We start from the raw sequence: 19,494 nt of genomic DNA, 5'->3' as shown, positions 1-19,494 counted from the left end.
CTCATGATGATCCTATTTCCCATTCATTTCCTACCCCGTATTTTTATCTATATTTGAGATTCTATGCATGGAAAGAAAAATGGGAGTGAATTTATTATCAATAACGGAGAATAGGAGCAGCTTACTGTCATTGAAAAGTGACAATAAACAACTCCTACAAACCGAAAAACCCTTCTATATATAGAGAGAATCAACAGTTCTACTTCCCTTGCCGCTCTAACTGCAAAAGCTTTTCCTTATTCCCCAAACCTCCACGATAACCCGTCAGCGCTCCATCCTTCCCTACGACGCGATGGCAAGGTACAACGATAAGCACAGGATTTGCACCGATGGCGGTGCCAACCGCACGTACGGCACTGGATCTTTCTAGTGTTTGGGCTACCTGTGTATAACTCACTGTCTCACCATGGACAATCTCGTGCAATGCTCTCCACACCGACTGTTGAAACTCCGTCCCCCGTAAATCCAATGGCAGTTCAAAATTTGTTCGCTCCCCACTCAAATACTCGTCCAGCTGCTGCATGTAAGCCTTTAACCTATCCTCTTGTTGAATCCATCCCTTCGGTTGTCCAATCTTCCTCGCCCATTGGGTGAATTCTTGCCACGCTTCAACGTCAACGCCATCTCTCGCGTCACCTTTCTGAAACTGCAAATAACCCAATCCCACATCGGTTACCGCCATCACGAAATTATGATTTTGCAATCGAACCGCCCCCCAGTAAATCGTTTGATTTACCACACTTTCCATAACTTCTCTCACCATGTTGCAACCAACCTCCAAACTCGGTTATCGTTAATGAACTGGCTGTTGCCGAAACTCTGTCGGCGTGAGTCCTGTTTTCTTCTGAAACAATGTCGCAAAATGCGCAGCATTTGCCATCCCCACCTGCGACCCGATCACCTGCACGGGCATGTCCGTGGTGATTAGAAGCTTTTTAGCTGCTGCAAGCCGAACTTCTTGGATATACATAAGCGGCGTCACGCCAGCTATTCGTTTAAAAGTCCTTTGCAGATGATACGTACTCGCATAGAAATGCTCTGAAAGCATCGCTAACGACAACGGTTCGGCGAAGTGTTCTTCGATATGCGCCTTCATTTCCGCAACCCATGCCTCATCGGGGAGCCTAACGCCGTCAGGCCGACACCTTTTACAAGGACGAAAGCTCTCTGCAATGGCTGCTTCACGGTGATGAAAAATACGCACATGCTCCCGCTTCGGAATCCTCGATTTGCAGGATGGTCGGCAGAAAATCCCTGTCGTCGCCACCGCATAGTAAAACGTCCCATCATACGCTGCATCATTCGCTACAATGGCTTGCCAAAACCGCTCCTGCATACCGGATGCCCCTCTCCTTGTGTTCCTTTTATAAGCTCAGTATACCCAAACAGGCCTGTGGTTGTAAGGGTTCCGAGATGAGAAAGCAAGATTACAAAAGCCACTCTCGGCGATAATGCAAGTAACGACTTCCTACCGATAAGGAGAATGACGATGCCACACCTTCAAGCTTTTGACCCATCCAGCCTACAATGGTACGAACGAACAAGCACGCTCTCGCTAGCTCTGCCTGGGCCTTTTCGATATGAGCAAAATATCGGCTATTTAAGCCGCTCAACCAATGAATGCCTATTCGTTGTGGATAACTCTAGTATCTATAAGCTGCTACCCATCGGGGATAACCTCGCACTTATTGCTGTCCACAGTGAGGATGACGAGGTGCTTCACGTCCGAATTGTCCACTATAGTGGTGCTAGTTTAACCTCTGAAGTTCGGGAAGAAATTGCTCGCTATGTGTGGGAGTGGTTTGATTTGGGGACGGATTTGACACCATTTTATGCGATGGAGGATCCGATCCTGCAACAAGTGACGGAGGCATTCCGGGGGCTGCGCCTGATGGGGATTCCCGATTTGTTTGAGGCGATGAGTTGGGGGATTATTGGGCAGCAGATTAATTTGGCTTTTGCCTATACGCTCAAAAGGCGTCTAGTCGAGCACTTCGGTACTTCACTGCATTGGGAGGGACGAACCTATTGGGCGTTCCCGACGCCGGAGCGGATTGCTACTCTCACGCCAGAGGACCTAACCGTTTTACAATTCACGGGTAAAAAAGCGGAGTACCTCATTGGCGTTGCCAATCTCATGGCGGAAGGATCGTTATCCAAGGCCGGGCTGCTTGCGATGAGCGATTTCCTTGCCATGGAAAAAGATCTGCTGCGCATTCGCGGCATCGGCCCCTGGACGGCCAATTATGTGCTGATGCGCTGTCTGCGCAACCCCGCAGCGTTCCCGGTGGCCGATGTCGGCCTACATAACGCGCTGAAGCATGTGCTTGGGCTGGAGGCCAAGCCCTCGCTTGAAGAGATCCGCCAGCTAGCCGAGGGCTGGCGGGGCTGGGAAGCTTACGCCACGTTTTACTTGTGGCGGGTTTTGTATTAGCCGCGGCTGCTAGGCGGCGGCGGACGGGTGACACAGGTGCTAGGCGCGATCGGCGCAGGGGCGCAAGGGCGGACCTGCGCTAAACGCTGCATGCGTTAGCCCCCGCCGGCGCGATCCTTATCGCCACGTCGTACCATCGCGGCCAATCGCCGTCAGGTGCGCCCCACGTCTCTGCCAGTCCCCCCAGGTCCCCCCATCGCTGCTTCCCCATGCGCTAACTCCGTCACCGAGGAAATAACTGTATTTCATGTAGCTAATTTCGATGAATTTCAGTTATAAATCCAATTAACTGTATTTCATGTAGTTAATTTCTCAGCATTTCACCCCGTTGAGCAAAAGTACTAAAAATAACTACATGTTATCCAGTTAAATGTTTATTTCAGCGAAATTAATCAAAAATAGCTGTACTTTTTCCATCTAATGCTTGGTTACTTGCAATGTTAAGGAGTGAGGGTGAGAGTGAGAGTTGGGTGAAGAGAAGATGAGAGGACATGAGAGTGGAATGGAGTACTTTAATCAAACAGGAACTCACCAATTACTCTACTAACCACTCACTTCTGCGGCTCCACTGTCACATTTCCCTTCTGCACCTCACCCGAGCATTCAAAACATACTAACGTTTTATCCGCCTGCACGACGCCATCCAGAAATCCCATTTTGCAATAAATCGGCTTCTCACATATGCGGCAATGACCGATAAGCTCTTCCAATATGTCTACTCCTCCTTCAAACTTCACTTCTCTTTCTTGGTCACGTGATCTTCCTGTGAAAAACTTCTACGCCACCGATCCACTTCTCTCCAATACACCCACTACGGCACAAAAAAGGTTGCCCTCGCTCGATGTTATCGAATGTGGCAACCTTTGAAAGCTATATTAAGTAGCCGAAGGCGTTGCTGACGGAGCTGCTGACGGAGCTGGTCTGCGCTCTCCGCCGTTGCCTGGCTTACCTTTGAACGAACCACCGTCTCCACGTAGCTGTGGTACTGGTCGCTCACCGCCGCCTTTGCGTTCGACGAAGTTTTTCAGTTCATCTGTCAGGCTGTCCTTGAGCTTAGCGATCAACTGATCCTCGGCGATGCCTTTCGCAGCCGCGATCTCGGCAAGGGACTTCCCTGCTTTACGCTCAGTCGCAAGTTCTTCTTCAGTGATGCCAAGGATGCCTGCGATTTCTTTTGGAGCAACCCCAACACCGCCAGGCATTGGCATGTTAGGCATATTGCCGCCGCGAGGCATTGGCTTCTTATCGAAATCCATCGCGTGAGGCTTCGCTTCTACGATCTTTTTCAAACGATCGGCAAGCCCTGTTTTGAGCTTATCCGCCTGTTCTTGCTTGATTTTCCCCTCGCTAAGTGCTGTATCGATTTTCTTCGTTTCTGCCTCTGTCAATTTGGCAAGCAACGCGTCTTCACTGAGGTTGGCTTTCTCCTGCGCGATTTGAACGAGGGTTTTGCCCGCATCAATTTCTGCTTTAAGAGCCGCTTTATCCATACCAAGGATGGAAGAAAAATCGATTACGCCTCCAATAGCGCCGCCTTTACCAAAATCAAAACCACCCCTTTGTGGGGCAGGATGCTTCTCAAATCTATGTTTATCCTGAAACTTCTTAGGTGCAGGTGTTGTTGTGTCTGTGTCGTTAGCGAACGCTTGATTATGCTGAAGTACGAAGCCGCCACTGATCAATAATCCAGCTGCGAGTGTGCCGATAAGCCACGTTTTATGAATGCGCTTCATGCGTATTGGCCACCTTTTTCACAATTTGGTCAATTCTTCTTTCAGTATAAACCTTAATTGTGAAAAATCCTTGAATTTTTTTAAAAAAGTGAGCTGCACTTACGCTTTTTCTCGCGTCAGGTAAACAAAACAGAGTACGCTACCCAGCTCCATGACAGCGATGATTATGCCTAGAGGTACAGCTGTCTGACTGCCGCCAAGACCGACAAGCGGTGCTACTAAACCGCCGATGACGAAGGTCATAAGGCCAAGCAAGGCTGCGGCACTGCCGGCTGTTTTGCCTTGATTTTGCAGCGCCAAGGAAGAAGTTGATACCGAAACCGGACCAATACAAGCCACGATGAGGAAGAACGCCGGCAGTATCATAACGAGCCCTGCTCCGATAAGTGTTGCAACGAGCAGCAGCAGTCCTCCTAGAACGGCCATCACTAAGCCTCCAGCTAGCAGACGGTGATTGCTGACTTTGCCTGCGAGTCGCCCCGTAATTTGCCCGGCAAGGATGACGCCAGCCCCATTCACCGCGAAGATCACACTGAACATTTGGGGAGAAACATCAAATATATCCTGCAATACAAACGGCGATCCCGAAATGTATGCAAACATCCCCGCAAAAACGAGCCCTTGCGTCAACGCATAGCCCATGAACAATCGGTCCGTGAGCAAACCGCGGAATATACGCAGTGTATTCGTAAGCCCTCCTTTGGAGCGGCGTTCCGGCGGATGGGTTTCTTTTAGCCCAAGTACAACAATAATTAGCATCACGACGCCGATCAAGCTGAGCACAAGAAACACACCGCGCCATGAGGTGAATTGCAGCAGCTGGCCTCCGATAATCGGAGCTAGGATGGGAGCCGAACCATTCACGAGCATCAGCAGTGCAAAAAATTTCGTCAACGCCACGCCCTCATACATATCACGAACGATCGCTCGGGAAATGACGATCCCAGCAGCTCCCGCCATACCTTGCACGAAGCGCAGAATCAGGAATGCCCAGATCGATGGCGCAACCATGCAAAGTGCAGAGGCGACGCCATAAATCAGGAGGCCGACCAACAAAGGCATGCGTCTTCCGCGCACATCACTTACCGATCCAGCAATGAGCTGGCCTAGCGAGAGACCGAGCATGCAGGCGGTTAAGCTCATTTGTGCGAGCGAAGTTGTAGTATGGAGATCACCCGCAATGACAGGCAGCGCCGGCAGGTACATATCGAGAGAAAGTGGCCCGAAGGAGGCGAGTAAACCGAGCACTAGCACCATCCATAATCGGCTGCCGCTGGTTGTTTCTTTGGCTTGTGAAGCGATAGACATAATGAGATCACATACTTTCTTAATTATCCATTTAACCTACCATTGGGATATAGTTTTGTCTAGTTAGTTCCTCCTACAAGGGACGTGTAGCAGAGCTGGAGGCCCCCATCCGAAACAGAAAACAGCCCCTCTGGTCTAAGACCAAAAGGGCTGCCTTCAAGCTCTGTGCCTTTCTGTCCTCCGGCTACTTCGTAACCGTGACACTCACCACGTCACTAGATGTCACGCCAGCTGCATTGGACAGCTCGACGCGATACTTATAAACACCGATTGCACGACCAGCGATTGCTGTAACAGCACTTTGTGCGCTTGGTGAAGCGGCTTGCAAACTTTTCTCATCAATGAGCACGTCATTTTCGTAGAGGCGATACCCTGTTGCGTTGGTGCCCCACCACATGTTCATGGTCACATTGTAGTTGCCATCCCCATCCCAATTATTCTGTGATACAACTGGTTTACCTGGGGATGCCTCTGTGATCGTTACAACGATTGGCTGACTGGTTGTCGTACCGAATAAATTAATAAGTTCACTGGTATACGTGTAGGTGCCGTTTGGTTTACCGGATACATCCACTTTGGCGACTTGAGCCGCTGGGGAGGCATCTGAAAGTGTTTTCGTGCTGATGAGAACACCGTTCTCGTATAGTTTGAAAATGGAACCATTATTCCCCCACCACATGTTCATTGTGATTGTGTAGTTGCCATCTTTTAAACCGGAATAGCCGTTATTGGAAGATAAAACAGGCTGGCCAGGAGCGCCGCTCGATAATGGTTTAACCACATTAAATGTCTGCGAAGCAGCCGTCGTGTTCCCTGCAGCATCCGTTACAAGGTACGCCACCGTGTGCGCGCCCACGGCTAAACTGCCTGCGGCAATTGTTTGGCCACTTGTAATCGCATTGCCATCCAAGGTCAGGGATTGCTCTGCAACACCCGAAATGACATCGTTGGCAGCCAAATCGAAAATCATTGAAGTTGTCGTCGTTACATCCTTCACCGCATGACCCGATTCCGTAAGAGTAGCTGTTGGTGCTGTTTTATCCAGCTTCACTTGCAAGGACTTTGCCGCTTCAACATTGCCCGCAGCATCCGTAGAGGAATAGCTCAATGTTGTTGAGCCCTCAGAACTAATTGAGATTGGCGCTGTGTATGCCGTAGAAGTTCCGCCATTGATGCCATATTGCGTAGTCACTGCACCCGCTTGATCATCTACAGCAGTTAATGTAACGGTAACGTCTTCCTTGAACCAACCCGCTCCATTCGGTGCACTGGAAAGGATAGCTGTCGTTACTGGTGCTGCGGTATCAGCAGCCACGCTGAAATCACTCAAGCCCCGTGGCTTCAATTGGAATACACCTTTGAAAATCGCGCCAACACCTTGAATCGTCACCTTTTGCCCCGCTGAGTAAGGGAAGGTGCTTAAAGATAAACCTGTTCGTGTATCGACACGAATGTGGTTGCTTACGCCGTCTTTGACAGCGTCGAATTCAAAGGAACCCGTCGGTGTTGCCGTGATGATGTTGCTGATTGTTACGTCATTCAGTGTGAGCAATTGCCCTTGGTTGTCCGCTGTCACAGCGGATACTGGGGTGGATGCTGGGAGCGCTGCGACGCCTGTTTTGGCAATCTCTACAGGATCAGCAAGCTCAAACTCGGTGTTGAATAGCGCTGTTGAAGCTGTTACTTTTACCGTATCCCCTTGGTGGAAGCCGCTCAAGCTTTGGAATACGTACACGCCGCCTGTTGCATCTTGCAAGTAGAAGGCTTGCCCGCCAAAAGCACCCGGCTCTGTCGTAACGACACCCTCAACAGTCACCAACGTACCTGCGGCTTTCGCACGTGCTTCGGAAATAGCGATCTTAGCAGGAATCGGATTCTCCTCTTCCGGTAAGTTTTCTGCAGGCACGTTTCCAAGAGTGACAGCTTCGGTTTTCAGATTCGTGCCATTCAGGCGCAATCTGAGATTCGCTGGTGCGGTCGTTCCCGGAACAACGCGTACATTCAGGTCCTTCGTAGCGTGTCCGTTGATATCTGCCGTTACGCTAAAAGTGGAGCTATACGCATAAGCCGTTGGCCAGGTGCCATCTGCATTTTGTATCTTGGCGATTTGTGAGCCACCGCTGACTAGGTAAATGCCAAGGCTGAAGCCCGTTACCGTTGTCGATGGTGGTAAGTTATCCACAACGACTCTGATCGGGAAGTCCACCGCATTCGGCAATACCGCTTGTTTCACGAAGCTGTACGTGGTGCTCGCCGTTGCTGTCGGGCCACCATAGGAGCCTGGTTTGAACGTGCTGCGGTCATACCATTTGTAGCCCGCGTTGGGTGCTGCCCAAGGCTCTGGCTGTGGCTCCGTCGATGCCGCTGGAGCTTCAAACGGCAGCAATGCCGTCGGCTGATCCAGCTGCAAGCCGCTTACTTCAGCGAAGCTGGTATAGCTTTCTTTGGTCGAAAGCCAGTTCACCATATTGACGAGCAGCGTTCCGTCGTCCACTTCTTTAAACCCATCATACGTCGTCTTCTTCGCGCCTGTATCCTCGCGCACATATTTCGGCGTTGCATCCTCGACCGGTGAGGAATCCCCGATGAAGGCAGCTTTCCCTGCGCCTGCTTTTGCAACAGCCACGTAAGGCCCTTCTGCCACTCCACCTCCGTTATACACACCTTGATCAACCGCACTCGCCCAAGCTTCATTCGTTTGCGGCAAGTACACAATACCCTTCGCCTTCGTCGGATCAATAATCGCTAGCGTAGATCCTGCGTGCATCGCCACACTGGAGACACCTGTCGTTATCCCAAAAGCTTGCGCAGGCGCTACGATGTTATTCGCATTAATATCGCCGAGGGCGTTATAGCGGAAACGCAGACCGAACTGAGTCGCCAACCAGTCCGAACTTGCTACATCTTGCATAGCCGAAGACGCAGACTCTTCCGCGCTCATGCCTGCTGCTGGATTTGTCCAGGCACCACGGCGATAGCCGTTGAATACCTCGGAGCCATCCCAGCGGTTTTTGTTCCGATCGGCATTGTAATGATCACCGATGAAAAATATACTGCCGCCTGCCGCCACATATTGGGTTAAGGCGTTTTGCTCACTTGTTTTGTACGGGACATTGGACTCCGCTACCACAAACACATCATAACCGCTCAAATCGGCCAAGGTAATTGGCGTTGTTTTGCGAAGTTCTTTTACATAATAGCCATTATTCGCTAATGCATTGCCGAAGTCCGAAAATGCCCCATCAATGACCCAATCCGCTGCTCCAGCGGTCTGCTCATGTGTGTTGTCAAAAAGCACTTTCTTCCCCGCATTCCCATTGACGACTTTGGCTTCAATGAACGGCGCTGGATCTGTCGGTCCCTCCGCCATCACGGCCTGCCAGCTGCTTGTAGCCAGCACTTGGAACGGTATTGCTACTGTCAACGCCAACGTAGTCTTCCATAACCTCGTCTTCCATCCTTTGAGCCTACTCATTACAATTCCTCCTTAGCTTATTGGCTGAGTCAAAATCTTTTCTACATAAGCGCTTGCTTATCGGACAGACAAGCTATCTAAGAACCATCTTATTTTACCATAGGATAATTGCGAAATTTGCTATTTTATTGTAAAGACATGGAAATTTGTGCAGGATACCAAATAACTAGATGGATTTCCAAAAGGGGATGGAATATATGTGTTTCCAGATACTCCACCTCCTAATACCGCCTCCTCTTGCCCACACCATCTAACTTCACCTCCACTTGTCCCCTCCCTAAAGTTAGATAGAAATTATACAGTTATTTCAGGCGATCTCCCCTACAAATTGGATTTAGATGGAATAGGTACAGGTAATTCAACCCGATTCAGCGAAAATGGCGAGAATGGCTAAATTTAGCTGCATTTTTTCCAGTTAGTTCATTAAACAGCTCGAAAATCACGAGTTTAGATGGAGGTTTTCCAGTTATTCTGTGGGAGGAGGCATGGGTGGTCCTATCCCATATCCGTTATTTAGAGATTGCTGCAGAAACTGTAAAAAGTGATGCACGTTTACGCGGACGAATTACTGAGCATTTGGCTATTAGCGAAAAAAAACAAGGCACCCGGGTTCATTCGGTTGCCTTGTTTCGTTGTAGCCAGATAGCGAGTTCCACGCGTCTGACGGCTTAATATAAACGTTGTAGAGCATCAACGGTGAATGGAAGTAACTCGTCGAATCGACTGCCCCGCACTTTGTCAGCCCAAGCAGGGTCAACCAACAGCGCGCGTCCAATCGCAACGAGATCGAACTCATTCTGCTCTAGGCGAACAAGCAGCTCATTGATGTCAGCCGTACCTGCGCTTTTCCCTCTGAAGGAGCCTAGGAATTCATCATCTAAACCAACGGATCCCACTGTAATCGTAGGTTTGCCCGTTAACTGCTTTACCCAGCCTGCGAAATTGAGGTCAGATCCTTCGAACTCGGGTTCCCAGAACCTGCGGGTCGAGCAGTGGAATATATCTACGCCAGCTTCTACGAGTGGTGCAAGCAATTGACCGAGCAACTCAGGTGTAGCAGCGAGCTTGGCCGTATACTCGGCCGATTTCCATTGCGACAGCCTAATAATAATCGGGAAATCTGGCCCTACTGCGCGGCGGCAAGCTTCAATGATTTCAACAGCAAATCGCGTGCGAGCCAACATACTGCCACCGTATTTATCCGTGCGTTGATTCGTTTTCTCCCATAGGAACTGATCGATCAAGTAACCGTGGGCGCCATGAAGTTCGATGCCGTCGAAGCCGATCCGTTTCGCATCCGCTGCCGCTTGCGCGAAGGCTTGCACGACTTGATCGATGTCCACCTGCGTCATAGGCTCATTCACTTGTTCGCCCGTTAACGTGCGGCCTGACGGTCCGATCGATGGCGCTTCCGGGTGCGGAAGTGACCCATTCGCGCGAGTCATTCCGACATGCCAGAGCTGAGGCACGATACGTCCTCCTGCTTCATGAACAGCAGTGACAACACGTTTCCAACCTGCGAGCGCCTCTTCTCCATGGAAGTTAGGGATATTGGGATTGTCGGTTGCCGCTGGATGATTGATCAGGGTTCCTTCGGTAATAATAAGACCAACGCCATTCTCCGCGCGGCGGCGGTAATAATCCACCACGTCCTGCCCAGGAACACCCCCTGGCGAGAAGGCTCGCGTCATCGGAGCCATCACGACTCGATTCGCAAGATTAAGATTGCCTAGTGTAAAGGGTTGGAACAACGATTCCACTGAATGGGATTGCGTCGTTTGATTGGTATTGGTAGTAGACATGGTCGTTCCTCCGTTTCATTTGGGGGTAGGGTGTGTTTATGCTATGCGTTCCCCGCACTTATTATTTCTTTAATTCGATTGTTATCGAACAATAGAAATATATCACGCAATGTGGTAAAATGCAATCACTAAGCGTTAACGAGGAGGAAGCATCCTGAAAGTACTATTTCACCCAGACAGAGCGGATATGCATCTCTCATCCGTCCTCTATGCGTTAAGCGATCCCGTCCGATTATCTATCGTCTCCGATCTCCACAAACAAGGAGAGTGTACATGTGGCGGCATTGATGTTAGTGTCGTGAAATCAACAATGTCTCATCATGTGCGCACGATGCGTGAAGCTGGTGTTGTTCACGTCCGCGTACAAGGGACCCAGCGCTTCTTGTCATTACGCAAGGATGATTTAGAAGAAAGATTCCCTGGTCTGCTCAATTCGATCCTACATGCTTACGAAAACTCCAAGGAACCTATCCCCGAACCATAATTAGATGAGATGGAAATTTTATATGTAGATTGGGCAAAGTAAATAGTTGAATAAAAAGGAGCTAAGCAGATTGGTACTTAGCTCCTTTGCTATCTTTCCACTGCTGCTTTCTTTCGCTGCGATTGGGCTGGCAAAAACGCATACGTAGTTATTCGTCCATTCGTAGGTAGAATCGCCTGAATATACTAAGTTGGATTACAGATCGCTCAACTATACAGCGAAGGAGGTCCTCTATGAAAAAAGTTCTCCGGCAGGTAGTTAGAAAGACGGACAAAACGAACCGGAAACAAAAGCTGCTGAAGAGAAGCAGCAGGAAAAATGGCTTCAAATTGACACAAAGGCGGAGAACAATCAAATTACGCAAGCGTCCTTTGCGAACTATAAAATTTCGCAAGCGCCTACTGCGAAAAGTTAAAAAACGCTTGCGAAGAAGCAAATCATTACGATTGACTCCACAGGTCAAGCAGCCTCCTCCTTTATTAAATGTTCCTGTCGTTTATGAACCGCTGCATGTTCCACAAGCTCCGCTATTAGAACCGAAACCCAAGCTTTCGGTTATTGTGCCGATCTTGAATGAGGAAAAGTTCCTTCCGCTGTTTCTAGAAAGTGTCGCTTCCTATGCAGATGAAATACTTATTGTAGACGGAGGAAGCACCGACGACAGTGTAACTATCATCAATCAGTGGAAAAACCGCGCGAATATTCGACTATTCCATATTAAGCAAACGGGCTTACCCTACTCAGATGATTGGAACGAGTCCATCGTAAGGAATTTCCTAGTCGACCAAGCTATTGGAGATTGGATTATGGCAATTGATGCAGATGAGATCATGGACGATAGCTTCCGTGATGCCTTGCCCCAGCTTCTGGTCCAGAAAGAAGCGGATGCTATCTCATTTCCATGGGTACAATTCTGGATGAATCCCCAAACCGTACGAATAAGTGCACCGAACGATGAACACTGGTCTGTCAATAAATGGTTTATGTGGCGCAATCATATGGGTATCCGATACGACGATGCCAAGAATCACTGCAAAGTGCATCTGTTCGGACGTTACATGTGGGAAATTCCCAATAGGGCTGAGCCGATTTCAGCCTTCCATTATCATTATGCTTTCGGTTCCCGCGTTAAAGCGAACGATAATCGTCGCCGTGATATCGATCAATACTTAGGGAAACCGGTGGATCGTATCGAATATGACATCGTGACGAAGCCTTTTACTGAGAAACATCCAGCTGTTATGGAACGTTATTTTGCTAAAATGGTGTGAAAACAAATAAAAAGTGACCAAAAGTCGAAACTTTCGGTCACTTTTTATCATTTCTCTATGTTTCTCCTTCACTATAAAGCGGACATCATACTCTCTAAGGCTTTTGATCTGGAGAAGTAAGTTTCCACGTACATCCTACTTTGTTCAGCCTTATGCGCTAATAGACTGTGATTATGGTATAACTGGATGATTTGCTCGGCAAATGCATTAGGGGCATTCATAGGTTCAATAATCTCCCTAATATTCTGCAGCCCTTCTATCCCCGTGCTGGTCGTAACTACTGGCATGTGATGACGCATTGCTTCCACCGTTTTGCCTTTCACGCCTGCACCGTACCGAAGTGGAATGATGGCAATTTTCGTATTTCCATACAGCTGTCTAAGCACATCGTCTGGTATAAATCCTGTGACAGTAACCCGATCCGATTGTAATCCTACTACATCAGGCGGTGGGTTGGAACCAGCGACGAACATGTGTATATCAGGAATCGCCTGTTGCACAATAGGCAGGATATCGCGACAAAACCACAAAATACCGTCAGTGTTAGGACTATGACCGAAGCCACCAACAAAGAGTAGGCCATTGCGTTCACTCCATTGCTTTGTTGTCGGTATCGTATGGTCAAAGTAGTAAGCCGGAAGCAAAACAGTAGTTTTATTTGGAAAATTCCCTTCAATAATTCGTTTTTCTGAGTCGCTGCAGGTGAGAACGGTATCCGCTTTGCTGAACATGTCGAACTCCAGCCTTTTATAGAACTCAGATGCTTGCAGCAGTTCGCGGTTGTTCTCCAATCCGAATCGCTTCAGCTCCCGGATATAATGCATGTCATGGCCATAATACAGAATTTTCGCCCGGGTATAGGCTTTGATTAGATCCATATATTGATGTGAAATGTTAGGCCGGTTCAACAGAACATAATCAATGTAATCCTTGTGCTTAACAATCCAGTGCTCGTAATACCTGCGGTCCTGCGGTCCGTAAAGGATCTCAATGCCGAGCTGTTCTAGCGCTGAACCATAAGGCTCCGGTTTGATGAAATTGTCTGGTAAAAATTTAACATTAAAGCCCATATCCACAAATAGTTTCAGATACATAAATGTCGTTCTACTGCCCGCATCTTTGTCGAAACTTGGAACACCATAGTCAATGACAAGAATGGTTTTTTTATTCCTTGAGCGTTCCCTCGCCCAAAAGAGGTGCTCACCATTAGCAAGTTGATCCCGCTGCAGTACGCCCGCCCATTTTTCTATAAATTTCTGCTGGTTAATCACCTGATATTTCTTTATTCCGGACTTGAGGTCGGTACCGTGGGATACGCCCTCGTAGTGCACGACAACGGATTTGGGTTGGTAGATAACTTTGTAGCCGTGTTGTCTTGCTTTGAATGCAATGTCCACATCCTCTGAGTAAGCAGGTGCGAAATGCTGGTCAAAACCGCCTATTCTATTCCATACGTCTTTACGAATCATGATCGATGCCCCTGAGATATAATCTACTTCCTTAACATAGTTGTATTCATGTTTATCCGGGTTATCTAATCGACCGTAATTCCATGCATACCCGTTACTAAAGACAATACCGCCGGCCTCCTGTAGCCTCCCATCCGGATATACCAATTTTGAGCCTATGATTCCGATGGTTGGGTCTTGCTCAGGTAAAGACAACAGATGTGCCAACCAACCTGGAGTCACTTCGGTATCGTTATTTAAAAATAAAACATATTTCCCTTTAGAAATCGCTGCCCCATGATTGCAGTTATGAAGGAATCCCCTTTTCACCTTATTGCGGATGGCAGTGACGTGTGTGACGAAATGTCCGATACGTGATGTTAAATCGTTTGAATGATCGTCCATCACGATGATTTCGTAAGGAATTCCATGTGTGTTTTGGACGATGGACACCAAGCATTTGTAAGTAAAATCCCATTTATTGTAAACCGGTATAATAATACTGACCAGTGGCTGAGATGAGCTCGGTACCACCAGCTTATTCACTAATCGCAATCCTTTATGGATCCGCCGGCCTTTCAAACGTCTGCTCCTGTTGCGTTGATAAAGCTTCATAACTGACCGTTTTCTCCGATTCTTCCACCTTGCACGTACGGATTTTCCACGTTTGAGCACTAGTCGCCGGCCTTTATATCTACGAAGCTTACGTACGCGAATAGACCCCAATATCTTTCTGTTAGTTCTCTTAGTTCTCCTAGCCTTTAGCTTCACCTAAACACCTCCCGGCACACTTCATTTACACATAGCTATACTATTCCCTCTGTAAAAGGTCTGAATGGGACAAACGTTTATTTTCAAAAAGCATGAAGGGTGGAAAATATTCGACGCAGCACCATCCGTCCATACAAGTTGTCTTACTCCTACATATGCTGAATTGGTTATGAAGTATATTCGACAACATGGAACGGAGGTAGCACATGATCATTAGATCTAAAGCTCCTTTAAGATTGGGGCTAGCCGGAGGCGGAACGGATGTGTCGCCCTACTGCGACTTATTCGGAGGATGCGTACTGAATGCGACGATTGATTTATACGCTTATTGCACGATTGAAGTCTTCGATGACGGTAACCTTACTTTTGTCGCTGCGGATCTCAATGAAGAATTCACCACCGTCCCTCTCCCAGAACTAGAGTTGGATGGCCGTCTAAGCTTGCATAAAGGCGTGTATAACCGGATTGTTAAACAGTTTAGGCAGGACGAGCCACTCTCTTTTCGGATGACCACCTATTCTGACGCTCCCGCAGGATCCGGTCTCGGTTCATCATCCACGATGGTGGTCGCTATGCTGAAGGCTTTCGTAGAATGGCTTAATTTGCCACTCGGGGAATATGAAATTGCTCAGCTTGCCTATGACATCGAGCGTATCGATGTCGGATGGGGTGGCGGTAAGCAGGATCAATATGCAGCCACCTTTGGTGGATTCAACTTTATTGAGTTTTACGAAAATAATCGGGTTATTGTGAACCCACTTCGGGTAAAAAACTGGATTATCAGTGAATTGGAGAGCTCTATGATTTTATATTACACAGGAGCATCAAGGGAATCTGCCAAGATCATTGACGAACAAGTCCGCAATACACGGAATAACAAACAGTCCACCCTAAAAGCAACCCATATCGTGAAAGCGGAGGCTTACGCGATTAAGGAATGTATATTAAAGGGGGAAATCAACAAGTTTGCTGAGCACTTGGGAAAATCCTGGAGTGCCAAAAAAAAGATGGCAGCCTCTATTACAAACGAACGAATTGACTTCATATACGATACGGCGATGAATGCCGGTGCACTAGCAGGCAAGGTATCCGGAGCAGGAGGAGGCGGATTTATGATGTTTATCGTGGATCCCGTCAAACGCATACAGGTTGTACATCGCTTGAACGAATTAGGAGGTAAAGTGTTTCAATTCCATTTTACAAAGAGCGGAACGCAAGGATGGAGGGTATAAGTTTGAAAGCGTATATTAGCAGCGAAATTTTACGGGCAATGGAGATTAAAAGGGCGATTTCAAAGGATAGCGATATACTTCGTTTAATTGAGCAGGCAGCAAGAAAAATGATCGAGGTTTACCGAAATGGTAATAAAATAATGCTCGGTGGCAATGGAGGAAGTGCGGCCGATGCCCAGCATATTGCCGGCGAATTCGTCAGTCGTTTTTATTTCGACCGTCCCGGCCTGCCTTGCATCGCGCTTACGACGGATAGCTCCATTCTTACTGCAATCGGAAACGACTACGGATATGAACAGTTGTTTGCACGGCAAATTCAAGCTAACGGCCAACGTGGAGACATATTTATTGGCATTTCCACATCCGGCAACTCGCCCAATGTGATCAGAGGTTTAGAAATGTGCCGTGCTATGGGCATCACGACAATTGGTTTGACCGGTGAATCGGGTGGCCGCATGGCTGCCCTATGCGATATCTGCATACGGATCCCCTCCCAAGAAACCCCAAGAATTCAAGAAGCGCATATTCTGCTTGGCCATATTTTGTGTGCGATTGTAGAAGAATCTATATTTGGTAAGGGATTTTAGCCCTATGGAAGCCATCATATTAGCTGGCGGGCTGGGGACACGTTTGCGGGAGGTTATCTGGGATTTACCCAAACCGATGGCTCCCGTAGGGGGCAAGCCATTTCTTCATTACATTCTTGAGCGATTGGAGATGCAAGGGGTTCGCAGGGTGATCCTTGCGGTTGGATACAAACATGAAACCATTAGCTCTTATTTCGGCCATCGCTTTGGACAAATAAGAATCGCTTATTCGGTGGAAGAAGAACCGCTAGGAACCGGAGGAGCACTGAAGAAGGCGATGACTCAGATTTCCAGCGATCAGGTGCTTGTACTAAATGGAGACACGTTGTTCCAAGTCGATATCCCGCAATTGGTACAGGTTCATAAAGAACGCGCTGCCGACCTGACGCTTTCACTTAAGCCGATGAAACGCTTTGACCGATATGGGGCCGTTATCGTAAGTTCGGATTGTAGGGTATTGAGCTTTGAGGAGAAACGGATGTGCGAATCCGGCTTAATTAATGGTGGTGTCTACGTAGCCCGTACCGATTTATGGGATCCGTTCGAGCTGTTAGCCCCATTTTCATTTGAACAATTTCTAGGAAGTCCTAATGCACAGAAGCTTCACATGTATGGTTTCCCGAGTGAAGGTTATTTTATCGATATCGGTATTCCGGAAGACTATGAGCGTGCGAAGTCTGAGCTTGGAATCGGAAGTGGAGGCAGATGAGACCAAAGGCGCTTTTGCTCGACCGGGATGGTGTAATTAACATTGAAAAGTCTTATGTTCACAAAGTTGAGGATTTCGAGTTTAGCAAGGGTATATTCGAAACACTCTTACGCTTTCAGCATGCGGGGTTTTTACTCATCATCGTAACCAACCAAGCGGGTATTGGCCGGGGTTTTTACACGGAGGGCGACTTTTGGGCCTTAACGGCATGGATGACGGAGCGATTCGAGGCACATGGAATCCGGATCGCCAAAGTCTATTTTTGTCCCTATCACCCGGTACACGGCATCGGTGAATACAAACAAGACGCATTCTGTCGAAAGCCGCATCCGGGTATGATTTTGCAAGCAAAGCGAGAGTTTCAGCTAGATCTTACCTCATCGGTGATCATAGGTGATAAAGAGAGTGACATCGAAGCAGGTCTGCGCTCTGGAGTCGGAACCACAATCTTGATCCGCAACTGTGAGGCAAGTTCTGCTACGACGGCTACGTTTACTGTGAAGCATGTAGGAGAGGCGGCTGAGCGTTTTTTCGGAAATGTAACCAAACCATCACAGTGAAAAAACACAAAGTCCTGCATTTTTGCAGGACTTTGTGCTTTCACAGTGGGGATCACTAGCTCCCCTTCGTCTGCCCCCGATACGCATTCGGCACGAAGCCGGTATGCGCCTTGAACAGCTTGCCGAAGTAGTTCTTATTCTCGTAGCCGAGCATATCTGAGATTTGTTCCACGCTTTTATCCGTGATCTCCAGCAGCTCCTTCGCTTTCTCCATCTTCATCCGCGTCACGTACTCGATGAAATTCTCGCCAGTCTCCCGCTTGAACAGGCGGCTCAAGTAGCTCGGGTGCAGATGCAAATGAGCCGCGGCATCTTCCAGTGATATTTTCGTATCGAGATGGTTGTACACGAACCGCTGACATTCCAGGATTTCACGATTGTGGGACTCCCGGTATACCTGTCCCGCCCACTCGATGGCCTGCTGCAAATAATCCTTGAGCCACAACTCCATTTCGCGGATGGAGGACAATTCGTGCACATCATGATGCAGCAACTCCGAGGAAAACGTCGATTGATAGTGCTGCAGCGACTTGAGGCGCATCCGCACATCGAGGATCATTTTGAGCAGCCAATCCTTCACCTCTAGGGGGCGGAAGCGGTTGTACTGGATGAAATCGACCCACTTCGAGACGAAGGCATCAATCCCTTCTGCACGCTCATCGAACACCACACCGCGAAATTCGTCCAACGCCTGCGCATACTGAGCGAGCAGCTCTCCCCCGTCCCCGAATCCTTCCCGCAGATGCTCAAGCTTGCTGATCGAGGACTCTGGCATGTAGAATCGGATAGCCTTAGCCTCGACCATGCGGATTAATTGATCTTTCAACGCCCGAACATCCTTCACCGGAGTCCCTGTGATGAATGAAAAGGAGATTTTCGCATACTTCTGCAAGCAAGCCTGCAGCTGCCGAAGTGTCTGCTCCATCTTCTGGCTGTTGTTTACATGCAGCTCCGAGAAATGCGGGAATAAAAGCACAATTTCACCCGTATCGTAGGTGAACAGGGTCACTTCCTTTTGATCCACGAGCAGCTCTTCCACAATATTCTGAATCGTATATTCGAATAAATCTGTCGATTGAAACCGACTATTCGCCTCTTTTACCCGATTGGCATAGCCGAATACAGGCAGGACAGCATGCTTGTTCAGTTGAATGCCGAAGTCACCAGCCTTGGTGCTCCATTCTACAGCATCAAATAATGGCTCATTCACGGTGCTTCGGATAAATTGACGCTTGGATGCGCCACGATGCTGCGACACCTCTTTCTCAAGCTTGCGGCTCTTCGACTGCTGCCGATCCTCCGCATCCAATTGCTCTTTAAGCCTAATCAATACCTCCGTGATATTGCTAACGTTCATTGTTTCCTTCAATATATATTCACTCACCGAAAGCTTAACGGCCGCCTGCGCATAATGGAATTCATCATGACAGGAGAGAATCACAGCCTTCACGTTCGGATCCTCCTCGCGGAGGGACTTAATTAACTCCAGCCCATTGATCTCAGGCATCCCAATGTCACTGATCAATACATCTATTTTGGTTTGCTGACCTGCTTTCAGCGCATCCAGAGGACTCGCATAAACGCCAGTCAATTGATAGCCGAGCTCTTCCCATTTTATCGTCGTTTTCAGAAATTCAAGAACTGGAATATCATCATCTACAATCATGACGGTGTACATAG

The 19,494-nt window shown here is 48.3% G+C and carries 16 protein-coding genes; 7 read left to right on the top strand and 9 right to left on the bottom strand.

The genetic code is table 11. The features are described from left to right. Positions 1-199 precede the first annotated feature (199 nt). Positions 200-763 (bottom strand): methylated-DNA--[protein]-cysteine S-methyltransferase, encoded by a 564-nt coding sequence (locus ASL11_RS07530; RefSeq protein ID WP_056611927.1) that lies wholly within the window; start codon positions 761-763, stop codon positions 200-202. A 30-nt stretch (positions 764-793) separates the two neighbouring features. Then, entirely contained in the window at positions 794-1,336 is a 543-nt protein-coding gene (locus tag ASL11_RS07525) for a bifunctional transcriptional activator/DNA repair enzyme AdaA (RefSeq protein WP_056611925.1), read from the bottom strand. Between the two features lie 153 nt (positions 1,337-1,489). Here ASL11_RS07525 and ASL11_RS07520 point away from each other — a divergent pair, with 153 nt between their 5' ends. Continuing rightward, positions 1,490-2,434 carry a DNA-3-methyladenine glycosylase family protein gene (locus ASL11_RS07520; RefSeq protein ID WP_056611921.1) on the top strand — a complete coding sequence of 315 codons (945 nt, stop codon included), beginning with the start codon at positions 1,490-1,492 and terminating at the stop codon, positions 2,432-2,434. Between the two features lie 551 nt (positions 2,435-2,985). Here ASL11_RS07520 and ASL11_RS37075 read toward each other — a convergent pair. The 5 genes from ASL11_RS37075 to ASL11_RS07495 form a co-directional block, all read right to left on the bottom strand. Further along, positions 2,986-3,144, bottom strand: coding sequence for a hypothetical protein (locus ASL11_RS37075; RefSeq protein WP_164483564.1), 159 nt, complete (start codon positions 3,142-3,144; stop codon positions 2,986-2,988). 165 nt (positions 3,145-3,309) lie between these two features. Continuing rightward, positions 3,310-4,167 carry a hypothetical protein gene (locus ASL11_RS07515; protein WP_056611918.1) on the bottom strand — a complete coding sequence of 286 codons (858 nt, stop codon included), beginning with the start codon at positions 4,165-4,167 and terminating at the stop codon, positions 3,310-3,312. A 99-nt stretch (positions 4,168-4,266) separates the two neighbouring features. Beyond that, positions 4,267-5,475: a multidrug effflux MFS transporter gene (locus ASL11_RS07510; RefSeq protein ID WP_056611915.1), complete on the bottom strand. Its 1,209-nt coding sequence runs from the start codon at positions 5,473-5,475 to the stop codon at positions 4,267-4,269. Positions 5,476-5,659: 184 nt separating this feature from the next. After that, positions 5,660-8,950, bottom strand: a complete 3,291-nt coding sequence (locus ASL11_RS07505) for an OmpL47-type beta-barrel domain-containing protein (protein WP_056611912.1) — start codon at positions 8,948-8,950, stop codon at positions 5,660-5,662. Between the two features lie 668 nt (positions 8,951-9,618). Continuing rightward, on the bottom strand, positions 9,619-10,752 hold the full coding sequence (locus ASL11_RS07495; RefSeq protein WP_056611905.1) for an NADH:flavin oxidoreductase: 1,134 nt from the start codon (positions 10,750-10,752) through the stop codon (positions 9,619-9,621). 154 nt (positions 10,753-10,906) lie between these two features. On the opposite strand from ASL11_RS07495, the gene ASL11_RS35680 reads away from it, so the two are divergent. Both ASL11_RS35680 and ASL11_RS07490 read left to right on the top strand, forming a co-directional pair. Beyond that, a complete protein-coding gene (locus ASL11_RS35680; protein ID WP_082595317.1) occupies positions 10,907-11,236 on the top strand; it encodes an ArsR/SmtB family transcription factor in 330 nt (109 codons plus the stop codon). Positions 11,237-11,469: 233 nt separating this feature from the next. After that, positions 11,470-12,507: a glycosyltransferase gene (locus tag ASL11_RS07490; protein WP_082595316.1), complete on the top strand. Its 1,038-nt coding sequence runs from the start codon at positions 11,470-11,472 to the stop codon at positions 12,505-12,507. A 71-nt stretch (positions 12,508-12,578) separates the two neighbouring features. Here the strand turns inward: ASL11_RS07490 and ASL11_RS07485 are convergent, their stop codons facing one another. Continuing rightward, positions 12,579-14,537, bottom strand: coding sequence for a glycosyltransferase (locus ASL11_RS07485; RefSeq protein WP_235550413.1), 1,959 nt, complete (start codon positions 14,535-14,537; stop codon positions 12,579-12,581). Between the two features lie 395 nt (positions 14,538-14,932). On the opposite strand from ASL11_RS07485, the gene ASL11_RS07480 reads away from it, so the two are divergent. From ASL11_RS07480 to ASL11_RS07465, 4 genes are read left to right on the top strand one after another with little or no spacing between them, the layout of a single operon-like run. Beyond that, positions 14,933-15,958, top strand: coding sequence for a GHMP family kinase ATP-binding protein (locus ASL11_RS07480; RefSeq protein WP_056611899.1), 1,026 nt, complete (start codon positions 14,933-14,935; stop codon positions 15,956-15,958). Positions 15,959-15,960: 2 nt separating this feature from the next. Next, complete coding sequence (locus ASL11_RS07475) at positions 15,961-16,545, top strand: D-sedoheptulose-7-phosphate isomerase (RefSeq protein WP_327205091.1); 585 nt, start codon at positions 15,961-15,963, stop codon at positions 16,543-16,545. Positions 16,546-16,549: 4 nt separating this feature from the next. Next, positions 16,550-17,254, top strand: a complete 705-nt coding sequence (locus ASL11_RS07470; protein ID WP_056611892.1) for a nucleotidyltransferase family protein — start codon at positions 16,550-16,552, stop codon at positions 17,252-17,254. Next, positions 17,251-17,814 (top strand): D-glycero-alpha-D-manno-heptose-1,7-bisphosphate 7-phosphatase, encoded by a 564-nt coding sequence (locus ASL11_RS07465; protein ID WP_056611889.1) that lies wholly within the window; start codon positions 17,251-17,253, stop codon positions 17,812-17,814. Before ASL11_RS07470 ends, ASL11_RS07465 begins: the two co-directional genes overlap by 4 nt. Positions 17,815-17,869: 55 nt before the next feature. Here ASL11_RS07465 and ASL11_RS07460 read toward each other — a convergent pair whose 3' ends face one another. Then, complete coding sequence (locus ASL11_RS07460; RefSeq protein ID WP_056611886.1) at positions 17,870-19,492, bottom strand: response regulator transcription factor; 1,623 nt, start codon at positions 19,490-19,492, stop codon at positions 17,870-17,872. Positions 19,493-19,494: the final 2 nt, after the last annotated feature.

Source organism: Paenibacillus sp. Soil750 (assembly GCF_001428045.1).
Lineage (GTDB): Bacteria > Bacillota > Bacilli > Paenibacillales > NBRC-103111 > Paenibacillus_E > Paenibacillus_E allorhizoplanae.
This window is presented reverse-complemented; position numbering and strand designations above follow the sequence as displayed.

Bases quoted from the DNA above. Each gene is read 5' to 3' on its own strand.
- ASL11_RS07495 (WP_056611905.1), bottom strand. From the start codon at position 10,752: ATGTCTACTACCAATACCAATCAAACGACGCAATCCCATTCAGTGGAA.
- ASL11_RS07530 (WP_056611927.1), bottom strand. From the start codon at position 763: ATGGTGAGAGAAGTTATGGAAAGTGTGGTAAATCAAACGATTTACTGG.
- ASL11_RS07515 (WP_056611918.1), bottom strand. From the start codon at position 4,167: ATGAAGCGCATTCATAAAACGTGGCTTATCGGCACACTCGCAGCTGGA.
- ASL11_RS07460 (WP_056611886.1), bottom strand. From the start codon at position 19,492: ATGTACACCGTCATGATTGTAGATGATGATATTCCAGTTCTTGAATTT.
- ASL11_RS07465 (WP_056611889.1), top strand. From the start codon at position 17,251: ATGAGACCAAAGGCGCTTTTGCTCGACCGGGATGGTGTAATTAACATT.
- ASL11_RS07525 (WP_056611925.1), bottom strand. From the start codon at position 1,336: ATGCAGGAGCGGTTTTGGCAAGCCATTGTAGCGAATGATGCAGCGTAT.
- ASL11_RS07480 (WP_056611899.1), top strand. From the start codon at position 14,933: ATGATCATTAGATCTAAAGCTCCTTTAAGATTGGGGCTAGCCGGAGGC.
- ASL11_RS07505 (WP_056611912.1), bottom strand. From the start codon at position 8,950: ATGAGTAGGCTCAAAGGATGGAAGACGAGGTTATGGAAGACTACGTTG.
- ASL11_RS07520 (WP_056611921.1), top strand. From the start codon at position 1,490: ATGCCACACCTTCAAGCTTTTGACCCATCCAGCCTACAATGGTACGAA.
- ASL11_RS07470 (WP_056611892.1), top strand. From the start codon at position 16,550: ATGGAAGCCATCATATTAGCTGGCGGGCTGGGGACACGTTTGCGGGAG.
- ASL11_RS07510 (WP_056611915.1), bottom strand. From the start codon at position 5,475: ATGTCTATCGCTTCACAAGCCAAAGAAACAACCAGCGGCAGCCGATTA.
- ASL11_RS07490 (WP_082595316.1), top strand. From the start codon at position 11,470: ATGAAAAAAGTTCTCCGGCAGGTAGTTAGAAAGACGGACAAAACGAAC.